We start from the raw sequence: 19,820 nt of genomic DNA, 5'->3' as shown, positions 1-19,820 counted from the left end.
TGTGTGGGCCCCGGGGCGGGGTTTTTTTTTCCACCTGCCAAACCCCCCCCGCGGCAGCGCGAAGGGGCGGTGTTTCACGTGAAACACCGCCCCTTGGCTGAATCTCCTACTTGGCGGAGTATGGCGTCAGGCAGAGGGTGAAGTCGGTGCTGCCGGTCTGGGTGTATTCGGCGTACTTGGTACGGTCGCAGCCGGAGTTGTCGGTCTTCTTCTGCGCCACCTTGTACTTGGCCGTGGAGTTGCTGCAGTCCACGACCTTGAGCCCAGGGTGGGCGGCGTTGTTCGGGTCGCTGATGCTCATGCAGTCGCCGACCTTGGCGGTGTCGGGGTCGTGACGACTCGCGAGGTAGCCGACGCCGGCGGCTATGAGGCCGACGACGACGATCCCGATGCGCAGATACTGCTTGATGCCGCGCTTCGGCCGCTGCGGCGGGACCGGGGCGTACGGGGCGGTCGCCTGCTGCGGGAAGCCGGGCTGCTGGGGATGGCCGGGCTGCTGCGGGTAACCCTGCGGCGGCTGCTGGCCGTACGGGGCCTGACCCTGGGGCGGCTGGCCGTAGGGCTGCTGGCCCTGGGCGAACGGGTTCTGGCCCTGGGGCGGCGGAGTGGTCACTTGGGGGTCCCCCTAGAACGTAGGCGCGTGACGCGAATAAGACGCACGTAAGTTATCGGGACCCTGTGACAACCTAGTAGCCCGGAGGGGCTCTGTGGCACTGATGTGACACTTACTGCAGTTCAAAGCGGGCCATAGATGCAGCAATTGCCGCGTAGAGAGCCGCCACCGTGACGACCAGGGAAATCGAGCGTCCGTCAGAAGGCAGTAGGAGAGCGGCTACTGCGGCCGCGCCGACGAAGGCGACGTTGAACAGGACGTCGTAGAGGGAGAAGATCCGGCCGCGGAAGCCGTCGTCGACCGAGGACTGCACGATCGTGTCCGTGGCGATCTTCGCGCCCTGTGTGGTCAGGCCCAGGACGAACGCGGCGACCAGCATCGGCGCGGCGGCGAACGGGAGGCCGAGCGCGGGCTCCAGGATCGCGGCGGCGCCCGCGCACGCGACGATCCAGCCGCCGGTGCCCAGACGCCCCGCAGCCCAGGGAGTCACCACGGCCGCGGCGAAGAAGCCCGCCCCGGAGATGCCCACCGCGAGTCCCAGCAGCGCGAGTCCGGTGTTCGAGCCGGACGCGGAGGCGGGCGCCCAGGCGTACCGGCAGAGCATCAGCACCATGACGGTCAGGGCGCCGTAGCAGAAACGCATCAGTGTCATCGCCAAGAGCGCCCAGACAGCCTCCCGCCGAGCGGGCTCTGCCAGATGGCGCACGCCCGCCGCAAGGCCGCGCGCGGTGCCCACGAGCGCCTTGGCCAGGCGAAGCTGAACCAACTCAAGGTCGGGTCCGAGCAATTCAGGGGCGATGCGCAGCGACGCGACCGCGGCGCACAGATACAAGGCCGCCCCGACGAGGGCGACTGCCGCGTCGGAGTCCGAGACGACCAGCCGTACGACGAAAGCGAGACCTCCGCCCACGGTCGCGGCGAGAGTTCCGGCGGTCGGGGACAAGGAGTTGGCCATCACCAACCGGTGGGAGTCGACGACGCGGGGCAGCGCGGCCGAAAGGCCGGCCAGCACGAAGCGGTTGACCGCGGTGACGCACAGCGCGGACACGTAGAAGAGCCAGTCGGGGACATGGCTGAGCATCAGGACGGCGGTCACACAGGCCAGTGCCGACCGCAGCAGGTTGCCGTACAGGAAGATCTGGCGGCGCCGCCAGCGGTCCAGCAGTACGCCCGCGAAAGGCCCGATGAGGGAATACGGGAGCAGCAGCACCGCCATTGCGGAGGCGATCGACGCCGCCGAGGTCTGCTTTTCCGGTGAGAAGACGACGTAGGTGGCGAGCGCTACCTGGTACACGCCGTCGGCGCCCTGGGACAGCAGCCGTACGCCGAGCAGACGTCGGAAGCCCGGGAAACACAGGAGTACGCGCAGGTCACGCACGACAGCCATGGGGCACAGCCTCACATACGGGGAAGGCCCCCGGGCAGAATGCCCGGGGACCTTCAATGACCAACCAGAGGCGGGCCTTAGCGCTCGACCTCGCCCTTGATGAACTTCTCGACGTTGTCGTAGGCCTCGTCGTCGAAGTACTGGACCGGCGGGGACTTCATGAAGTAGCTCGACGCGGAGAGGATCGGGCCGCCGATGCCGCGGTCCTTGGCGATCTTCGCGGCGCGCAGGGCGTCGATGATGACACCGGCGGAGTTCGGGGAGTCCCAGACCTCGAGCTTGTACTCCAGGTTCAGCGGGACGTCACCGAAGGCACGGCCCTCGAGGCGGACGTACGCCCACTTGCGGTCGTCCAGCCAGGCCACGTAGTCCGACGGGCCGATGTGGACGTTCTTCTCGCCCATGTCGCGGTCGGGGATCTGCGAGGTGACGGCCTGCGTCTTCGAGATCTTCTTGGACTCGAGGCGGTCGCGCTCCAGCATGTTCTTGAAGTCCATGTTGCCGCCGACGTTGAGCTGCATGGTGCGCTCGAGACGGACACCGCGGTCCTCGAACAGCTTCGCCATCACACGGTGCGTGATGGTGGCGCCGACCTGCGACTTGATGTCGTCGCCGACGATCGGGACGCCGGCCTCGGTGAACTTGTCCGCCCACTCCTTGGTGCCGGCAATAAAGACCGGGAGGGCGTTGACGAAGGCGACCTTGGCGTCGATGGCGCACTGGGCGTAGAACTTCGCCGCGTCCTCGGAACCGACGGGCAGGTAGCAGACGAGGACGTCGACCTGCTTGTCCTTGAGGATCTGGACGATGTCGACCGGGGCCTCGGCGGACTCCTCGATGGTCATGCGGTAGTACTTGCCGAGACCGTCCAGGGTGTGGCCGCGCTGGACCGTGATGCCCTTGTTCGGCACGTCGCAGATCTTGATGGTGTTGTTCTCGCTGGCACCGATGGCGTCGGAGAGGTCGAGGCCGACCTTCTTCGCGTCGACGTCGAAGGCGGCGACGAACTCGACGTCACCGACGTGGTACTCGCCGAACTGGACGTGCATCAGGCCGGGCACCTTGGACGCCGGGTCGGCGTCCTTGTAGTACTCGACGCCCTGCACCAGCGAGGCGGCGCAGTTGCCCACGCCGACAATGGCTACGCGAACCGAACCCATTCCGATTGCTCCCTGTAAGTACTCGGTGAAAACCCCGAACGGGTCTCACCTGGTGGTGTCGTCGGACGGATCCGGCCGGGTGCTGTCCCGGTGCCGGGGCAGGCCGCCCGTCTCTCCAGATGTGTTGTCCTGCTGAGCGGAGCCTTCGGAGGCGGGACGCTTGACGTCCCGTCCCGTCCGCTCGCTCTCGATGAGCTCGTTCAGCCAGCGCACTTCGCGCTCCACGGACTCCATTCCGTGGCGCTGGAGCTCAAGCGTGTAGTCGTCGAGGCGCTCCCGGGTGCGCGCCAGAGAGGCGCGCATCTTCTCCAGGCGCTCCTCGAGCCGGCTGCGGCGGCCCTCCAGTACGCGCATGCGTACGTCGCGTGAGGTCTGCCCGAAGAAGGCGAAGCGAGCGGCGAAGTGCTCGTCCTCGTACGCGTCGGGGCCCGTCTGCGAGAGCAGCTCCTCGAAGTGCTCTTTGCCTTCCGCCGTCAACCGGTAGACGATTTTGGCGCGACGCCCTGTGAGTGTCGCTGCGAGGGCGTCCTCGGGCGTGGACCCCGATTCCTCGATCAACCAGCCGTTGGCGACCAGCGTCTTGAGGCAGGGGTAGAGCGTCCCGTAGCTGAAAGCACGGAACACCCCCAGTGATGTATTGAGTCGTTTGCGCAGCTCATAGCCGTGCATCGGGGACTCGCGGAGCAGGCCGAGTACGGCGAACTCGAGGATCCCGGAACGCCGGCTCATCGTCGCCTCCTCCCTGTCGCTGCCTCGTCGGCACGGCCTTTATGCCGTGCTGATGTATCGACTCGATACATCAGCACGATAGAACGGTCATGCGGATGCGACAAGTGGGGTCACGGTGAACGGCGTCACATCACCGATTCATACGAAGCAAGTTGCCTGATTTGGGGTGAACTTCGGCCCTAGGTAGGTTTTGAGGGTGCGTAGTCTGTGCGGCATGCACACCACCGGGAACCGAGTGACGTCTGAGGACGTCCTCGTCTTCGGTGCAGTACGGGTGAATGCGCAAACGACCACATCCGTACTTCGGGGGGACCGGAAACCAGCCGCCGTTTCCAGGCGCGCACGGGTGCGCCTGCCCGAGGAGTAATCGTTCGATGAGCGAGCACCGTCGCAAACTGCCGCAGCCGCAGGAAGGCGGACGTGCCGCGGCCCGACGCGGCCAGTCCGGGTCGTCCTCCGGTCGCCGCGCGGCACCGCGAGGCGCCACCGGGTCTCCTTCCGACTCCTACGGGTCGGGGGGTGAAGAAGAGCGCCCGTACGGTGGCCGTGCCGAGGCCCGACGGGCGGCACAGAGAGGTAGCGGCGGAGGCCGACGCAGAGCGGCCGACGCCACGGCTCCCGGCGGCCGCCGCGGACCCGGCGGTCCCAACGGGCCGGCACGCGGCCGAGGCCGTGCCCCGGGGCCTGCCAAGAAGCGCATCATCGACTACCCGCGCGCGGGCAAGTACGGCGTCGGGCGCTGGGTCCCGTCCTGGAAGCTCGTGACGGGACTGTTCATCGGCTTCTGCGGCAGCCTGGTCGCGGTGGCGGGCATCGCGTACGCGATGGTGTCCGTCCCGAAGGTCGCCGACACCGCCAGGGCGCAGAACAACGTCTACTACTGGGCCGACGGCAGCGAGATGGTCGCCACCGGCGGTGAGACGAACCGCCAGATCATCAACTACTCGCAGATCCCCGAGGCGATGCGGTACGCCGTCATCTCGCAGGAGAACAAGACCTTCGAGACCGACAGCGGCATCGACCCGAAGGGCATCGCCCGCGCCTTCCTCAACATGGCCAAAGGCGGCCAGACACAGGGCGGCTCGACCATCACCCAGCAATACGTGAAGAACGCGATGCTGGACGACCAGTCGCAGACGATCTCCAGAAAGTTCAAGGAGATCTTCGTAGCGATAAAGGTCGGCGCCACGGTCAAGAAGGAAGACATCATGGCCGGCTACCTGAACTCCGCGTACTACGGTCGCGGGGCCTATGGAATCCAGGCGGCCGCGCGCGCTTACTTCAACAAGGACGCCGTGAAGCTGGACCCCAGTGAGTGCGCCTTCCTGGCGGCGATGCTCAAGGGCGCCACGTACTACGACCCCGCGGGTGCGACGACGTTCGACCCGGCCGCCACACCCGACGCCAACAGGAAGCGGGCCAAGGCCCAGTGGGCGGACACCTTGAACAAGGAGGTCCAGTACGGCCACCTGAGCGCCGCGGTGCGGAACACGTACAAAGATCTCCCCAAGTGGCAGAACCCGCGGTCGAACACCCGGCTCAGCGGCCAGGTCGGCTATCTCGTCGACCTCGCCAAGGGCTACATCATCAACAACACCAAGATCACCGCCAACCAGCTTCAGCAGGGCGGCTACTCGATCCACACGACCTTCGACAAGACGAAGGTTGATGCGCTCACGAAGGCCGTGGATAAGGTTCGCAAGGCGAACATCAAGCCCAAATTGCGTCCGAAGACGGACAAATACGTCCAGTTCGGCGGGGCCTCCGTCGACCCGGACACCGGTGCGATCCAGGCCATATACGGCGGTGAGGACGCGACCAAGCACTTCACCAACAACGCCGACCAGACCGGTGCCCAGGTGGGTTCGACGTTCAAGCCCTTCGTGCTTGCGGCCGCCATGTCGTGGGGTGCCCGGAATCCCAACGGTGACCCCGTCCAGGCGCAGGACGAACGCACCATCGTCTCCCCGAAGAGCCTGTACAGCGGCAAGAACAAGCTGAAGATCCAGGACTACGACCACACCGTCTGGAAGGACAAGAACGGTAACGAGTGGCTTCAGAAGAACGACGGTGGGCAGTCCTACAACCCACCCAGCTACAAGATTGATCTCCGCGAGGCGATGCGCGAGTCCGTCAACTCCGCATATGTTCAGTTGGGCATGGATGTCGGCCTGGACAAGGTCAAGGAGTCCGTCCTGGACGCGGGCATTCTGAAGTCGAGTCTGGCCAGTGCCAACTATCCGTCCTTCTCCCTGGGCACGTCCTCCCCGAGCGCGATCCGCATGGCGGGCGCATACGCAACGTTCGCGGCCAGCGGCAAGCAGCGCGAGCCCTACTCGGTCGAGAAGATCACCGACAAGGACGGCACGAAGTTCCTGCACCAAGACGTCGCGAAGACCAAGCAGGCCTTCACTGAGCAGGTCGCCGACAACGTCACCGACGTCCTGAAGACCGTGGTCGAGAAGGGAACCGGTACCAACGCCCAGCTGACCGGCCGCGAGGTGGCCGGCAAGACCGGTACCACCGACGGCAATAAGTCCGCCTGGTTCGTCGGCTACACCCCGCAGCTGTCGACCGCGATCGGCATGTACCGCATGGACGACAACGAGAGCAACAAGGGACGTGAGTTCCTGCAGATGTACGGCACGGGCGGCGAGAAGACCATTCACGGTGCCTCGTTCCCGTCCCAGATCTGGCGCGACTACATGGAGCAGGCACTCAAGGGCAAAAAGGCGGTGGACTTCCCGACGCCCGAGGACATCGGCAAGGTGCTCAACGACACTCCGAGCCCGACCGTGACCCCCTCGGCCACCGAAAGCGCGACGGAGAGCCCGACGCCGACTCCTTCGCCCAGTGAGAGCGTCACGTCTCCCTCGCCCTCGACGAGCGAGACCTGTGGAAACTTCGGGTGGAACTGCAGCGACACCGGTGGCACGGGCACTGGCGGTACCGATACCGGTGGCACGGACGGAGGAGTGTCCGCAACACCGACGGAGACCACGACCAGCGGGAGCACAAGAGGCAACGCCAACGGCAACGGCGGAATCTTCGGAGGACCGAACGGATAGCCGTCTCCGTGCGTGTTTCACGTGAAACACACCGTTTCACGTGAAACAAGGGCCGCTGCACCGACCAGGTGTGGCGGCCCTCGGCATATTCCTAGACGCGTACGGCAGGATGTGCGGCATGCCCAGTGCAGAGACGACGCGAGCGAGCGCGCACGAGCCGGAGCTGGTACGGCCGACCAGGGAGGACGAGGTCGCGGCGAGCGGCAGTGAGCTGATCGGTGGCCCCATCGGCCGACGGGTCCTGCTCGGGACGTCCTGGTGGACTCCGGTGCGGGTGGTCGCGCTCATCGCGATCGGCATGTTCGCCCTTGGCATGGTGCAGAAGCTGCCGTGCTACGACGGGGGCTGGTTCTTCGGTGCCAGTTCGCAGTACACCCACGCGTGCTACTCGGACATCCCGCACCTGTACCAGGGGCGCGGCTTCGCCGACGGTCTCGTGCCGTACTTCGACAAGATCCCCGGCGACATGGACTACCTCGAGTACCCGGTGCTGACCGGCGTGTTCATGGAGGTCGCGGCCTGGCTCACTCCGGGCAGCGGGAGCATCCAGGACCAGGAGCAGATCTACTGGATGGTCAACGCGGGGATGCTGATGGCGTGCGCGGCGGTCATCGCCGTCTGCACCGCGCGCACCCACCGTCGCCGCCCCTGGGACGGCCTCCTGGTCGCTCTCGCGCCCGCCTTCGCGCTGACGGCCACCATCAACTGGGATCTCCTCGCCGTGGCCCTGCTGGCCGCCGCGATGCTCATGTGGTCACGGGGCCGTGCTCTGGCGTTCGGGGTGCTGATCGGGCTCGCCACGGCCGCCAAGTTCTACCCCTTCCTGGTGCTCGGACCGCTCTTCCTGCTGTGCTGGCGGGCCGGCAGGTGGCGCGAGTTCGGAACGGCGCTGCTCGGCGCCGTCGGCGCCTGGCTCGCCGTGAACCTTCCGGTCATGTATTTCGCACCGGAAGGGTGGGCGAAGTTCTACAGCTTCAGTCACGACCGGGGAGTCGACTTCGGGTCGGTCTTCCTCTTCGTCTCACAGTGGCTGAAGATCACGATCACGTCCGACTCGGCGAACACATGGGCGCTGATCATGATGCTGCTCATTTGTGTGGGCCTGGCCGCGATCACGCTCACCGCTCCGCGCCGCCCTCGCTTCGCCCAGCTCGTCTTCCTGATCATCGCGGCCTTCATCCTCACCAACAAGGTTTACTCCCCCCAGTACGTGCTGTGGCTGGTCCCCCTCGCCGCGCTGGCCCGGCCGCGCTGGCGGGACTTCCTGATCTGGCAGGCGTGCGAGGTCGCGTACTTCCTGGGGATCTGGATGTACCTCGCCTACACGACGAGCGGGGAGGCCCACAAGGGTCTGCCGACCGACGGCTACCAGCTGGCCATCGCCCTCCACCTGTTGGGGACGCTGTATCTGTGTGCCGTGGTCGTACGCGACATCTTCATGCCAGATCGCGACATGGTGCGCCGAGCTGGTGACGACGACCCGTCAGGCGGTCCGCTGGATGGTGCGGAGGACGTCTTCGTCCTCGGCGCCGCGGCTCATCCGCCGCGACACGCGGCACATTTCGACGGGCCGCAAGTCGAGTGGGGCAGCGGGGGCGCGACTGCCGGGGACAGTTCGCCCTGAGCGAACGGGGTGTAGGGGAGCCACGCAAAAGGCCGTACACGGTGTCCGTGTACGGCCCTTCTGCTGTGTGCGAGTGGTTCGAGGCTCGGAGTCAGCGTTCGACGATGCGGTCGAACTGCGTCGTGGTATGCCGCAGATGGGCCACCAGTTCCTCGCCCACCTTCGGCTCAGTGGCGTCCGAGGGCACGAAGAGGATGGAGACCTGCATGTGTGGGGGCTCCGCGAACCAGCGCTGTTTGCCCGCCCAGACGAACGGAGAAAGGTTCCGGTTGACCGTCGCGAGGCCGGCGCGGGCGACGCCCTTGGCGCGCGGCATGACGCCGTGCAGCGCCTTCGGGGCCTCCAGGCCCACGCCGTGCGACGTACCGCCCGCCACGACGACGAGCCAGCCGTCGGAGGCCGTCTTCTGCTGCCGGTAGCCGAAGCGGTCGCCCTTGGAGACGCGCGTGACGTCCAGGACGGCCCCGCGGTATTCGGTCGCGTCGTGATCCCCCAGCCACAGCCGCGTGCCGATGCGGGCGCGGAACTGGGTCTGCGGGAACTGCTGCTGCAGCCGCGCGAGTTCCTCGGCCTTGAGGTGGCTGACGAACATCGTGTGCAGCGGCAGGCGGGCCGCGCGCAGGCGGTCCATCCAGCCGATGACCTCCTCGACGGCGTCCGAGCCGTCGGTGCGGTCCAATGGCAGGTGGATCGCGAAACCCTCCAGCCGGACGTTCTCTATGGCGGAGTGCAGGTGCGGCAGATCCTGCTCGCTCACGCCGTGCCGTTTCATCGAGGACATGACCTCGATGACGACGCGGGCCCCCACGAGGCCGTACACGCCGTCGATGGACGATACGGAGCGGATGACACGGTCGGGCAGTGGTACGGGCTCCTCGCCCCGCCTGAACGGCGTCAGGACCAGCAGATCGCCGCCGAACCAGTCCTTGATCCGGGCGGCTTCGTACGTGGTGCCGACGGCGAGGACGTCGGAGCCGAGGCGGGTGGCCTCGTCCGCGAGCCGTTCGTGGCCGAAGCCGTAGCCGTTGCCCTTGCAGACGGGGACGAGCCCCGGGAACTGCTCCTGCACGTGCTTGTGGTGTGCCCGCCAGCGCGCGGTGTCGACGTAGAGCGTGAGCGCCATGGCCGGTCCCGGAACCTTTCTCGTGGCTGCGGTGTATCAGAGATATGAAAGGGAATTGTGGCGGATCCGCCGGACCGACGGGGCGATACCGGGCCGGACCAGCGCCTCGGCATGCGGTTCGGGCCGGCTCAGCGGCGCGACATGTAGATGTCCAGCGCCTTGTGGAGCAGTTTGTTGAGCGGGAAGTCCCACTCTCCGAGGTACTCGGCGGCCTGTCCGCCCGTGCCCACCTTGAACTGGATCAGCCCGAAGAGGTGGTCGGTCTCGTCCAGAGAGTCGGAGATGCCGCGCAGGTCATAGACCGTCGCCCCCAGGGCATACGCGTCGCGGAGCATCCGCCACTGCATCGCGTTCGAGGGCCGGACCTCGCGGCCGATGTTGTCCGAGGCGCCGTACGAGTACCAGACGTGCCCGCCGACGACCAGCATCGTCGCCGCTGAGAGGTTCACGCCGTTGTGGCGTGCGAAGTACAGCCGCATGCGGTTGGGGTCCTCGGTGTTGAGGGCCGTCCACATGCGCTCGAAGTACGACAGCGGGCGGGGCCGGAAGTGGTCGCGCACGGCCGTGATCTCGTACAGCCGCTGCCACTCCTCCAGATCCTGGTATCCGCCCTGGACGACTTCGACGCCCGCCTTCTCGGCCTTCTTGATGTTGCGGCGCCACAGCTGGTTGAAGTTCTTGTGGACCTCTTCGAGGGAGCGGTTGGCGAGCGGCACCTGGAAGACGTAGCGCGGCTGGACGTCACCGAAGCCGGCGCCGCCGTCCTCGCCCTGCTGCCAGCCCATACGGCGCAGCTTGTCGGCGACCTCGAAGGCGCGCGGCTCGATGAAGTCCGCCTCGATGTCGCGCAGGCGCTTCACGTCCGGGTTCTGGATTCCGCCCTTGATGGAAGCGGCCTCCCAGCGCCGGATGATCACAGGCGGACCCATCTTCACGGAGAAGGCGCCCTGCTGCTTGAGGTGCGCGAGCATCGGCTGCAGCCAGTCGTCGAGGTTAGGCGCGAACCAGTTGATGACCGGGCCCTCGGGCAGATAGGCGAGATAGCGCTTGATCTTGGGCAGCTGGCGGTACAGCACCAGGCCCGCGCCGACCATCTCGCCCGTCCTGTCGTCGAACCACCCGAGGTTCTCGGAGCGCCACTCCGCCTTCACATTTGCCCAGGCCGGGACCTGCATGTGGCTCGCCGCGGGCAGGCTCTGGATGTACGCCAGATGCTGCTCTCGACTGATGGTCCTCAGGGTCAGGCTCATTCGGGGCGCTCCTCGGGCTGGTGTGTCCCCATGGGTACAGGGGCTCCGGCTCTCGCGCCGAAGCCTACTGCGCCCCGCGAGCGCCCCGGCTGGCCGTATGGAACCTGGGCCCCGGAGACGGATGGCGAAGAGTTCCGGGGTCAGAGGAAAACGGGCGTTCGAGTCAGAACACGCCGCCGAAAAGGCCCCCGTGGGCCATCCCGAGGAAGAAGCCGACGGCCGAGGCACCGAGCCCCAGAATCAGTCCGAAGCGCTCACGCGTCGTCACGGAGATGAACTGCCCGTAGGCGCCGGCGATGATTCCCAGCAGGCCGGCCCAGGAACTGAGCAGATGCAGGCTGTGGAACATCGCCGTGACGAAGGCCATGATCCCGAGCACCAGTGTCACCGCAAGCAAGGTGTCCTGGAGCGGATGGGCCTTGCCATCCGTGGCGAAGAGGGAGCCGGTGGTGTTGGGTCGCAATACCTGTGCCATGAGGCACCTCCTGCGGAAGGCGGCGCATCGTCAGCGCCGTACACACCCGATGCGTACAGATTGACGGCCATCACGGTCGGATTTCAACCGGAAGCCGCTGTGCGGGTAGTCTGTAGTCTCTGCACCGGTGTCTGCCCAGGTTGCGGCCGGGTCGAAACCCAGGTCACAGCCCTGATGACGACAGGAATCCGCTCGGTTCACCGACCGGGAAACCCGATTGTCAGTGGCGGCCGATACCGTTGCGTACGCATCACAACCCTCCTGCCACGGAACGACCGTGGCCGCTGAGTCCAAAGGAGGTGGGTTCCACATGCGTCATTACGAGGTGATGGTCATCCTCGACCCCGATCTCGAGGAGCGCGCTGTCTCCCCGCTGATCGAGAACTTCCTCTCCGTCGTCCGTGAGGGCAACGGAAAGGTTGAGAAGGTCGACACCTGGGGCCGTCGTCGTCTCGCGTACGAGATCAAGAAGAAGCCCGAGGGCATCTACTCGGTCATCGACCTGCAGGCCGAGCCTGCGGTCGTCAAGGAGCTCGACCGCCAGATGAACCTGAACGAGTCGGTCCTCCGGACCAAGGTCCTCCGTCCCGAGACCCACTGAGCTTCCCGCTCAGCTGATCTCGGGCATCGAGTAGCAAGCAGCCAGCAGCAAACCCGCCGAGAGGTTCCCCCATGGCAGGCGAGACCGTCATCACGGTCGTCGGCAATCTTGTCGACGACCCCGAGCTGCGCTTCACCCCTTCCGGTGCGGCGGTCGCGAAGTTCCGCGTCGCGTCCACTCCCCGCACCTTCGACCGTCAGACCAATGAGTGGAAGGACGGCGAGAGCCTGTTCCTGACCTGCTCGGTCTGGCGTCAGGCGGCGGAGAACGTCGCCGAATCGCTCCAGCGAGGCATGCGCGTCATCGTGCAGGGCCGGTTGAAGCAGCGGTCCTACGAGGACCGTGAGGGCGTCAAGCGCACGGTCTACGAGCTGGACGTCGAGGAAGTCGGCGCCAGCCTGAAGAACGCCACGGCCAAGGTCACCAAGACCACGGGCCGAGGCGGCCAGGGCGGTTACGGCGGCGGTGGCGGCGGCCAGCAGGGCGGCGGCTGGGGCGGAAGCTCCGGCGGCGGCCAGCAGCAGGGCGGCGGCGCTCCGGCTGACGACCCCTGGGCGACCGGCGCTCCTGCCGGTGGCAACCAGGGCGGTGGCGGCGGCTGGGGCGGAAGCTCCGGCGGCTCCAGCGGAGCCGGTGGCTCCGGCGGCGGCTACTCGGACGAGCCTCCCTTCTAGGGACGGGTTCGTACCCCAACTTCTTGATCACACAGGAGAAACACCATGGCGAAGCCGCCTGTGCGCAAGCCTAAGAAGAAGGTCTGCGCTTTTTGCAAGGACAAGGTCACGTACGTGGACTACAAGGACACGAACATGCTGCGGAAGTTCATTTCCGACCGCGGCAAGATCCGTGCCCGCCGCGTGACCGGCAACTGCACGCAGCACCAGCGTGACGTCGCCACGGCCGTGAAGAACAGCCGTGAGATGGCGCTGCTGCCCTACACCTCCACCGCGCGATAAGGGAAGGGTGACCGACACATGAAGATCATCCTCACCCATGAGGTCTCCGGCCTCGGTGCCGCGGGCGACGTCGTCGACGTCAAGGACGGTTACGCTCGCAACTACCTGATCCCGCGGAACTTTGCGATCCGCTGGACCAAGGGCGGCGAGAAGGACGTCGAGCAGATCCGTCGTGCTCGCAAGATCCACGAGATCGCGACCATCGAGCAGGCCAACGACATCAAGGCCCGCCTCGAGGGCGTGAAGGTCCGTCTGGCCGTTCGCTCCGGCGACGCCGGTCGTCTCTTCGGTTCCGTCACCCCGGCCGACATCGCCTCGGCGATCAAGGCTTCCGGTGGCCCCGAGGTCGACAAGCGCCGCATCGAGCTGGGCGCGCCCATCAAGACCCTGGGCGCCCACGAGACGTCCGTGCGTCTGCACCCCGAGGTTGCCGCCAAGGTCAACATCGAGGTTGTCGCTGCCTGAGTGCAGCGCTCGGCATAGCTGAGAGAAGGGCCGCATCCCTCGGGGTGCGGCCCTTCTGCGTTTCACGTGAAACGGAGGTTTCAGGTGAAGGGCGTTTCACGGTTTCACGTGAAACGGTGAACGCCTTCGGTTAGCGCGTGGCGCCCGTGACGATCCAACGCCCTGACCGAGAACGCAGCCACAGGGTCAGCATCCTGATCGTCATCATCAGCGTCATGGCTCCCCAGAGCGCGGTGAGCCCACCGCCCAGTGCGGGAACGAGCAGTGCCACGGGAGCGAAGACCGCCAGGGTGATCAGCATCGCCCCCGCCAGGTAGGGCCCGTCCCCCGCGCCCATCAGGACGCCGTCCAGGACGAAGACGATGCCGCAGATCGGCTGCGAGAGGGCCACCATCAGCAACGCGGGCAGCGCGGCGTCTTGTACGACCGAATCGCTGCTGAAGAGGGGAAGGAAGAGCGGACGGGCGACGATGACCAGCAGGCCGAGTACCACCCCGGTGGCGAGACCCCACTGCACCATGCGGCGGCAGGCATCGCGGGCACCCTCAGCGTCGTCCGAGCCGAGATAGCGTCCGATGATGGCCTGCCCCGCGATGGCGATCGCGTCGAGTGCGAAGGCAAGCAGACTCCACAGCGACAGGATGATCTGGTGCGCCGCCATGTCGGCGTCCCCCAGGCGGGCGGCGACCGCTGTGGCGATCAAGAGGATCGCCCGCAGCGACAGCGTGCGCACGAGCAGGGGCGCGCCGGCCTGGGCGCAGGCCCGTATCCCTGAGGCTTCCGGTCGCAGCGAGGCACTGTGCTTTCGGGCTCCGCGGATGACGACGTACAGATAGACGGCGGCCATCCCGCACTGGGCGATGACGGTGCCCCAGGCGGAGCCCGCGATGCCCAGGTCGGCGCCATAGACGAGGCCCACGTTGAGAGCGGCGTTGGCGACGAAGCCCGCGACGGCGACGTACAGCGGGGTCCTCGTGTCCTGGAGTCCCCGCAGGACACCGGTGGCGGCCAGCACGACGAGCATGGCGGGGATGCCGAGCGCAGAGATCCGCAGATACGTGGTCGCGTACGGGGCGGCCGTCTCGGATGCGCCGAACAACTCCATGAGGGCGGGTGCTGTGGGAAGGACGACGGCTATGACGGCCGCTCCGATCAGCAGCGCGAGCCAGATGCCGTCCATGCCCTGGCGGATCGCGGCTCGTAGATCGCCCGCGCCGACTCGCCGAGCTACGGCGGCCGTGGTGGCGTAAGCGAGAAAGACGAAGACGCCGACGGCTGTCATGAGAAGGGCCGAGGCGACGCCGAGACCGGCGAGTTGCGCGGTGCCGAGATGGCCGACGATGGCGCTGTCGGCCATCACGAACAGCGGCTCGGCCACGAGTGCGCCGAAGGCCGGAACGGCCAGCGCGACGATCTCTCGGTCGTGCCGACGCCGGGCGGACTTGGGTGCCGCGGGAGCCTGTGTCATGACCACCAATCTAATCTTCCACAGGTAAGAGATGCAATGCCATTAGGACCCTTACTTGTCGTGAGATGGGGCGTGCCGCCGGGCACCGTTTGCGGAGAACTTGGTCCGACCGGGAAAGTTTTTCTTCTGCACAGCCGGTGGATGGGAAAGCCGCAGGTCAGAGCAGCTTCCTCGGATGGGCTGAGGGCTTGTTCACAGAGCTGTCCACCGGGTCGTGCACAGGTTTCGCGGGGTTCTCCACAGCATCGGGGCCGTCGTCCACATGGCCTGTGGATAACCAGATTGGCTGACGGTGCCCGCAGGCCTAACGTGGGGCGGCGCCCGTTCTCTCCTCCGTCTTCGGAAACCTCGCAAAACCGACGTGCCAGAACCGGAGTTGGGCATCTCAGTTGTCAGTGCCGTGCCGTAGAAATGAGAGGCACGGCTAGGTCCGCTCCGCGGACGGGAGGAGGTGGCTCGGTGAGTATTTCCGAGCCCTTGGACGACCCCTGGGCCGATAGCGGTCCCAGTGATCGTCTGCCCTCTTCCCGAAGGGCCCGCGACGGTGGTCGCAGCCGCGACGAACAGCACGACCGTGACCGGGACAACGGTCCGTGGGAGGGTGGTGGCTCGTCCTTCGAGCGCGTACCGCCCCAGGACCTGGACGCCGAGCAGTCCGTCCTCGGCGGCATGCTCCTGTCGAAGGACGCCATCGCCGATGTCGTGGAGGTCCTCAAGGGCCACGACTTCTACCGGCCGGCGCACGAGACCATCTACGTGGCGATCCTCGACCTGTACGCGAAGGGCGAACCCGCCGACCCCATCACGGTCGCGGCCGAGCTCACCAAACGAGGTGAGATCACCAAGGTCGGCGGCGCCCCGTATCTGCACACGCTTGTGCAGACGGTCCCTACCGCGGCGAACGCCGAGTACTACGCGGAGATCGTGCACGAGCGGGCGGTTCTGCGCCGCCTGGTCGAGGCGGGTACGCGCATCACACAGATGGGGTACGCGGCCGACGGTGACGTCGATGAGATCGTCAACAGCGCCCAGGCCGAGATCTACGCGGTCACTGAGCAGCGCACCACCGAGGACTATCTGCCGCTCGGCGACATCATGGAAGGCGCGCTCGACGAGATTGAAGCGATCGGTTCACGGTCGGGGGAGATGACCGGCGTGCCGACCGGCTTCACCGACCTCGACTCGTTGACCAACGGTCTGCATCCGGGCCAGATGATCATCATCGCGGCCCGTCCTGCCATGGGTAAGTCCACGCTGGCCCTGGACTTCGCGCGGGCGTGCTCCATCAAGCACAACATGCCCAGCGTGATCTTCTCGCTCGAAATGGGGCGCAACGAGATCGCGATGCGTCTGCTGTCGGCCGAGGCACGCGTGGCCCTGCACCACATGCGGTCCGGCACGATGACCGACGAGGACTGGACCCGGCTCGCCCGCCGCATGCCGGACGTCTCGGCCGCCCCGCTCTACATCGACGACTCCCCGAATCTGTCGATGATGGAGATCCGCGCCAAGTGCCGTCGCCTCAAGCAGCGCAGCGACCTGAAGCTCGTCGTCATCGACTATCTGCAGCTGATGCAGTCGGGCGGCAAGCGGTCGGAGAGCCGCCAGCAGGAAGTCTCCGACATGTCGCGAAACCTGAAGCTGCTGGCCAAGGAGCTGGAGCTGCCAGTGATCGCGCTTTCGCAGCTCAACCGTGGCCCCGAGCAGCGCACGGACAAGAAGCCCATGGTGTCCGACCTGCGTGAGTCCGGATCGATTGAGCAGGACGCGGACATGGTCATCCTGCTGCACCGCGAGGACGCATACGAGAAGGAGTCACCGCGCGCGGGCGAGGCGGACATCATCGTCGGCAAGCACCGAAACGGCCCGACGGCCACCATCACGGTGGCGTTCCAGGGTCACTATTCGCGCTTCGTGGACATGGCGCAGACCTGATCCTTCGCTCCTGTAGCGTCTCAGATTTCGCGGCACAGTCTCATCTCCGATGGCACATCGGCGGCACTTATGCCATCTTCGTGAGACTCGCTGGTCGGGGTTCTCACCCTTTAGGGTGGCGGGGTTCCGGCCCGCTCCGCCCGTCAGTGCCTGGCTGACACCTTGGCTGTACGGGTCGTTGCCCGTGGGGCGGGGGTACGCGATGAACACTGTCACGGCGGCGGTGAGTATCCGTCAGCAGCGTGGTGCTCTTGTGGAGGTCCGGGACTGGGGTACGGCACCTGTCGACCTTCTGCAGTCGGCTTGTCCGTAGCGGACGTTCCGTCGGTACAAGGGCCAGAAGCACTACTCGGGTATCTACTGGTCAGCGACGATGCGCGACCACGTGATCTACGAGTCGCGCTTGGAACTGTCGCGGTTGCTCTCTGCCGACTTCGATCCGTCCGTACGCGGCATTGTGGCCCAGCCTTTCCTGCTGAAGGCCGTTGTGGAGGGGCAGGCCCGCAAGCACATCCCGGATTACATCTTGACCACTGAGCAGGGTCCGGTAGTGGTGGATGTGAAGCCGCACTGCAGACTGTCCACCCCAGTGGTGGCGTTCACGTTCGCGTGGACCCGGCAGGCGGTCGAGTCGCGTGACGGGCGCTCAGCGCCTCGTCTCGTACCTGGTCAGGATCACGCCGCAGGGAAGCGTCCGCGTCTCCACCAGGTTCAGGTTCACCCAGCTGTCCAGCGCGGAGAAGAACGGCGTGCCGCCGCCCACCAGGACCGGCGCGGTGGCCAGCACGTACTCGTCAATCAGCCCGGCCCGCATGGCCGCCCCGGCGAGCGTCGCGCCGCCGATGTCCATCGGGCCGCCGTCCTCGGCCTTGAGCCGGGTGATCTCGGCGACCGCGCCGCCGGTGACCAGGCGGGTGTTCCAGTCGACCTTGTCGATCGTCGAGGAGAACACCACCTTCGACATGTCCCGCCAGCGGCGCGCGAACTCGATCTCCGCCGGGGTGGCGTTGGGCTGCTGGTCGCCGGTCGGCCAGTAGGAGCTCATCGTCTGCCACAGCTTGCGCCCGTACAGCGACAGGTCGGTCGCCTGCAACTGGTCGGACCAAAACTGGAACAGCTCGTCGCTCGGCACGCTCCAGCCGATGTCGTCGCCGGGCGCGGCGATGTAGCCGTCCAGGGTCAGGTTCATGCCGTAGATCAGTTTCCGCATGGCGCCAGCCTTCCGTGAGTCGGTCTCACGCGTACAGACCGGCGCGGCGCGGGAAACTCATCGGTGCGCGACCTGAGCTCGCATGTAGTCCTCGTGCTCGGTGGCTCAGCCGCAGACTCATCGTTCCGCCGAGGAAATGGCATCGGAGACTGATCTTGGGTGACATCGCGGTGAGACAACGGAGAACCAGCAGGTCACAGAAGATCGACATGTCATCGGCGGCGAGACCCTACAGCTCCGCAGGCGCGGTCTCGGGCAATCCACTCGACGTGTGGTGCCGGGCCAGGTGAACTGGGGCCATGACGACACCTCAGGAAGATCTGCTTCCCGCCACGCGTCGGGCGCTATTGCACCGTATCGCCGTTGCACAGACCGAAGGGCGGGCACCATCGCTGGTCGCGGCGGTTGCCCGGGGCGGAGAGACGGTATGGACCGGGGCGCGGACTTCGGTGGACGGGCACGGGCCGGACGAGAACGTCCAGTACCGGATCGGCTCCATCACCAAGACCTTCACCGCTGTACTCGTACTGCGGCTGCGGGATGAGGGTGTGCTGGACCTCGGTGACCCGCTGGAGAAGTATCTGTCCGGCACCGGTGCGGGAGAGGTGACGATCGCCGAACTGCTCGCGCACACAGGTGGGTTGGCCGCCGAGTCGCCCGCACCTTGGTGGGAGCGCACGTCGGGCTCGCTGCGCCCGGAGCTGGCCGATGTGCTGGGCGAGCAGCCCTTCCGGCACCCGGTTGGACGGCGGCACCACTACTCGAACCCCGGCTACACGCTGCTGGGCGCGCTGGTCGAGGAGCTGCGGGGTGCCCCATGGGAGGAGGTGCTGCGGCGCGAGGTGCTCGAACCGCTGAGTCTGCACCGCACGAGCGGTCGGCCGCGGGCGCCGCACGCGGGCGGTTGGGCGGTGCACCCCTGGGCGGACGTGATGATGCCCGAGCCTGCGGAGGATCTCGGCCGGATGGCCCCGGCCGGACAACTATGGTCGACCACCGCAGACTTGGCGCGCTTTGCCGTCTTCCTCGTCCAGGGCGACGAGCGGGTGCTGAGCGCGGAATCCGTACGGGAGATGCGTACGCCTGCCGCACCGCCCGAGACGGAAGAACTGGCCGCGGGTTCGGCCTACGGTCTCGGCATGCAGATCGTGCACCGCGACGGCCGGACTCTGGTCGGGCATTCCGGCTCGCTGCCGGGCTTTCTTGCCGGCCTGGTGATCGGTGTGGAGGACGATGTGGCTGCGGTGGTGTTGTCCAACTGCACATCGGGCCCGCCCGTGTTCAGCGTCGCTGCCGATCTCGTGCGGATCGTGGCGCAGGCCGAGCCGAGGATCCCCGAGCCGTGGCGTCCGATTCCCGAGGGCGACGCGGTACTGCTGGAGTTGGTGGGGCAGTGGTACTGGGGAACGCAGGCCTTCGGACTGAGGCTGCTGGCTGACGCGGGTCTCGCGTTGGAGCCGCTCTCCGGTGCCGGTCGGCGTGCCCGCTTCCGGGCGAACGCTGACGGGACTTGGACGGGACTCAATGGCTACTACGCGGGGGAACCGCTGCGGGCCGTACGGCGCCCGGACGGCTCCGTGAGCCACCTCGACCTCGGTTCGTTCGTCTTCACACGTCAGCCGTATGACGAGGGGGCTCCTGTGCCCGGTGGGGTGGACCCCGAGGGCTGGCGGGGGATTCGATAGGCGATCACCTGGCCCAGATCTACACGTGGGTGACCCATGGGACCGCGCTCGGCTCCCTAGGCGAACAGATC

General features: G+C 66.7%; 17 protein-coding genes and 1 pseudogene. 9 read left to right on the top strand and 9 right to left on the bottom strand.

What is annotated here, in order from left to right; all coding sequences use genetic code 11:
* Positions 1 to 106: 106 nt before the first annotated feature.
* The 4 genes from AB0D27_RS40995 to AB0D27_RS40980 all read right to left on the bottom strand — a co-directional run bounded on the left by AB0D27_RS40995 (position 107) and on the right by AB0D27_RS40980 (position 3,889).
* Complete coding sequence (locus AB0D27_RS40995) at positions 107 to 613, bottom strand: hypothetical protein (RefSeq protein WP_362519531.1); 507 nt, start codon at positions 611 to 613, stop codon at positions 107 to 109.
* Between the two features lie 112 nt (positions 614 to 725).
* Entirely contained in the window at positions 726 to 2,000 is a 1,275-nt protein-coding gene (locus AB0D27_RS40990; protein WP_362519528.1) for an MFS transporter, read from the bottom strand.
* Positions 2,001 to 2,077: 77 nt separating this feature from the next.
* A complete protein-coding gene (locus AB0D27_RS40985; RefSeq protein ID WP_362519525.1) occupies positions 2,078 to 3,160 on the bottom strand; it encodes an inositol-3-phosphate synthase in 1,083 nt (360 codons plus the stop codon).
* Between the two features lie 45 nt (positions 3,161 to 3,205).
* Complete coding sequence (locus AB0D27_RS40980) at positions 3,206 to 3,889, bottom strand: helix-turn-helix transcriptional regulator (RefSeq protein ID WP_362519522.1); 684 nt, start codon at positions 3,887 to 3,889, stop codon at positions 3,206 to 3,208.
* 374 nt (positions 3,890 to 4,263) lie between these two features.
* On the opposite strand from AB0D27_RS40980, the gene AB0D27_RS40975 reads away from it, so the two are divergent.
* Positions 4,264 to 6,957, top strand: coding sequence for a transglycosylase domain-containing protein (locus AB0D27_RS40975; RefSeq protein ID WP_362519519.1), 2,694 nt, complete (start codon positions 4,264 to 4,266; stop codon positions 6,955 to 6,957).
* Between the two features lie 118 nt (positions 6,958 to 7,075).
* Complete coding sequence (locus AB0D27_RS40970; RefSeq protein ID WP_362519516.1) at positions 7,076 to 8,581, top strand: glycosyltransferase 87 family protein; 1,506 nt, start codon at positions 7,076 to 7,078, stop codon at positions 8,579 to 8,581.
* A gap of 91 nt (positions 8,582 to 8,672) precedes the next feature.
* Here the strand turns inward: AB0D27_RS40970 and AB0D27_RS40965 are convergent, their stop codons facing one another.
* From AB0D27_RS40965 to AB0D27_RS40955, 3 genes are all read right to left on the bottom strand, one after another.
* Complete coding sequence (locus AB0D27_RS40965) at positions 8,673 to 9,704, bottom strand: alanine racemase (protein WP_362519514.1); 1,032 nt, start codon at positions 9,702 to 9,704, stop codon at positions 8,673 to 8,675.
* Positions 9,705 to 9,832: 128 nt separating this feature from the next.
* Positions 9,833 to 10,954: a peptidoglycan bridge formation glycyltransferase FemX gene (gene femX / locus AB0D27_RS40960; protein ID WP_362519511.1), complete on the bottom strand. Its 1,122-nt coding sequence runs from the start codon at positions 10,952 to 10,954 to the stop codon at positions 9,833 to 9,835.
* Between the two features lie 163 nt (positions 10,955 to 11,117).
* Positions 11,118 to 11,429: a hypothetical protein gene (locus AB0D27_RS40955; RefSeq protein WP_362519509.1), complete on the bottom strand. Its 312-nt coding sequence runs from the start codon at positions 11,427 to 11,429 to the stop codon at positions 11,118 to 11,120.
* A 310-nt stretch (positions 11,430 to 11,739) separates the two neighbouring features.
* On the opposite strand from AB0D27_RS40955, the gene rpsF reads away from it, so the two are divergent.
* The 4 genes from rpsF to rplI all read left to right on the top strand — a co-directional run bounded on the left by rpsF (position 11,740) and on the right by rplI (position 13,451).
* Complete coding sequence (rpsF, locus tag AB0D27_RS40950; protein ID WP_004950685.1) at positions 11,740 to 12,030, top strand: 30S ribosomal protein S6; 291 nt, start codon at positions 11,740 to 11,742, stop codon at positions 12,028 to 12,030.
* A gap of 71 nt (positions 12,031 to 12,101) precedes the next feature.
* On the top strand, positions 12,102 to 12,704 hold the full coding sequence (locus AB0D27_RS40945) for a single-stranded DNA-binding protein (protein WP_362519506.1): 603 nt from the start codon (positions 12,102 to 12,104) through the stop codon (positions 12,702 to 12,704).
* Between the two features lie 45 nt (positions 12,705 to 12,749).
* Positions 12,750 to 12,986, top strand: a complete 237-nt coding sequence (rpsR, locus tag AB0D27_RS40940; protein WP_003949403.1) for a 30S ribosomal protein S18 — start codon at positions 12,750 to 12,752, stop codon at positions 12,984 to 12,986.
* A gap of 18 nt (positions 12,987 to 13,004) precedes the next feature.
* Positions 13,005 to 13,451, top strand: a complete 447-nt coding sequence (gene rplI, locus AB0D27_RS40935; RefSeq protein WP_362519504.1) for a 50S ribosomal protein L9 — start codon at positions 13,005 to 13,007, stop codon at positions 13,449 to 13,451.
* A gap of 130 nt (positions 13,452 to 13,581) precedes the next feature.
* Here rplI and AB0D27_RS40930 read toward each other — a convergent pair whose 3' ends face one another.
* Positions 13,582 to 14,919 (bottom strand): MATE family efflux transporter, encoded by a 1,338-nt coding sequence (locus AB0D27_RS40930; protein WP_362519501.1) that lies wholly within the window; start codon positions 14,917 to 14,919, stop codon positions 13,582 to 13,584.
* Positions 14,920 to 15,378: 459 nt separating this feature from the next.
* On the opposite strand from AB0D27_RS40930, the gene dnaB reads away from it, so the two are divergent.
* Together dnaB and AB0D27_RS40920 are read left to right on the top strand one after the other, a co-directional pair.
* A complete protein-coding gene (gene dnaB / locus AB0D27_RS40925) occupies positions 15,379 to 16,854 on the top strand; it encodes a replicative DNA helicase (RefSeq protein ID WP_362519500.1) in 1,476 nt (491 codons plus the stop codon).
* A gap of 325 nt (positions 16,855 to 17,179) precedes the next feature.
* Positions 17,180 to 17,476: pseudogene (locus tag AB0D27_RS40920) on the top strand (TnsA-like heteromeric transposase endonuclease subunit); the annotation flags it as partial.
* Positions 17,477 to 17,500: 24 nt separating this feature from the next.
* Here the strand turns inward: AB0D27_RS40920 and AB0D27_RS40915 are convergent.
* A complete protein-coding gene (locus AB0D27_RS40915; RefSeq protein WP_362519497.1) occupies positions 17,501 to 18,064 on the bottom strand; it encodes a dihydrofolate reductase family protein in 564 nt (187 codons plus the stop codon).
* Between the two features lie 299 nt (positions 18,065 to 18,363).
* Here AB0D27_RS40915 and AB0D27_RS40910 point away from each other — a divergent pair, with 299 nt between their 5' ends.
* Positions 18,364 to 19,749 carry a serine hydrolase domain-containing protein gene (locus tag AB0D27_RS40910; RefSeq protein WP_362519494.1) on the top strand — a complete coding sequence of 462 codons (1,386 nt, stop codon included), beginning with the start codon at positions 18,364 to 18,366 and terminating at the stop codon, positions 19,747 to 19,749.
* Positions 19,750 to 19,820 lie beyond the last annotated feature (71 nt).

The organism is Streptomyces sp. NPDC048415, assembly GCF_040651675.1.
Classification (GTDB): domain Bacteria; phylum Actinomycetota; class Actinomycetes; order Streptomycetales; family Streptomycetaceae; genus Streptomyces.
The sequence above is the reverse complement of the archived record's forward strand: the minus strand, read 5'-3'. Positions and strand labels throughout refer to the sequence as shown.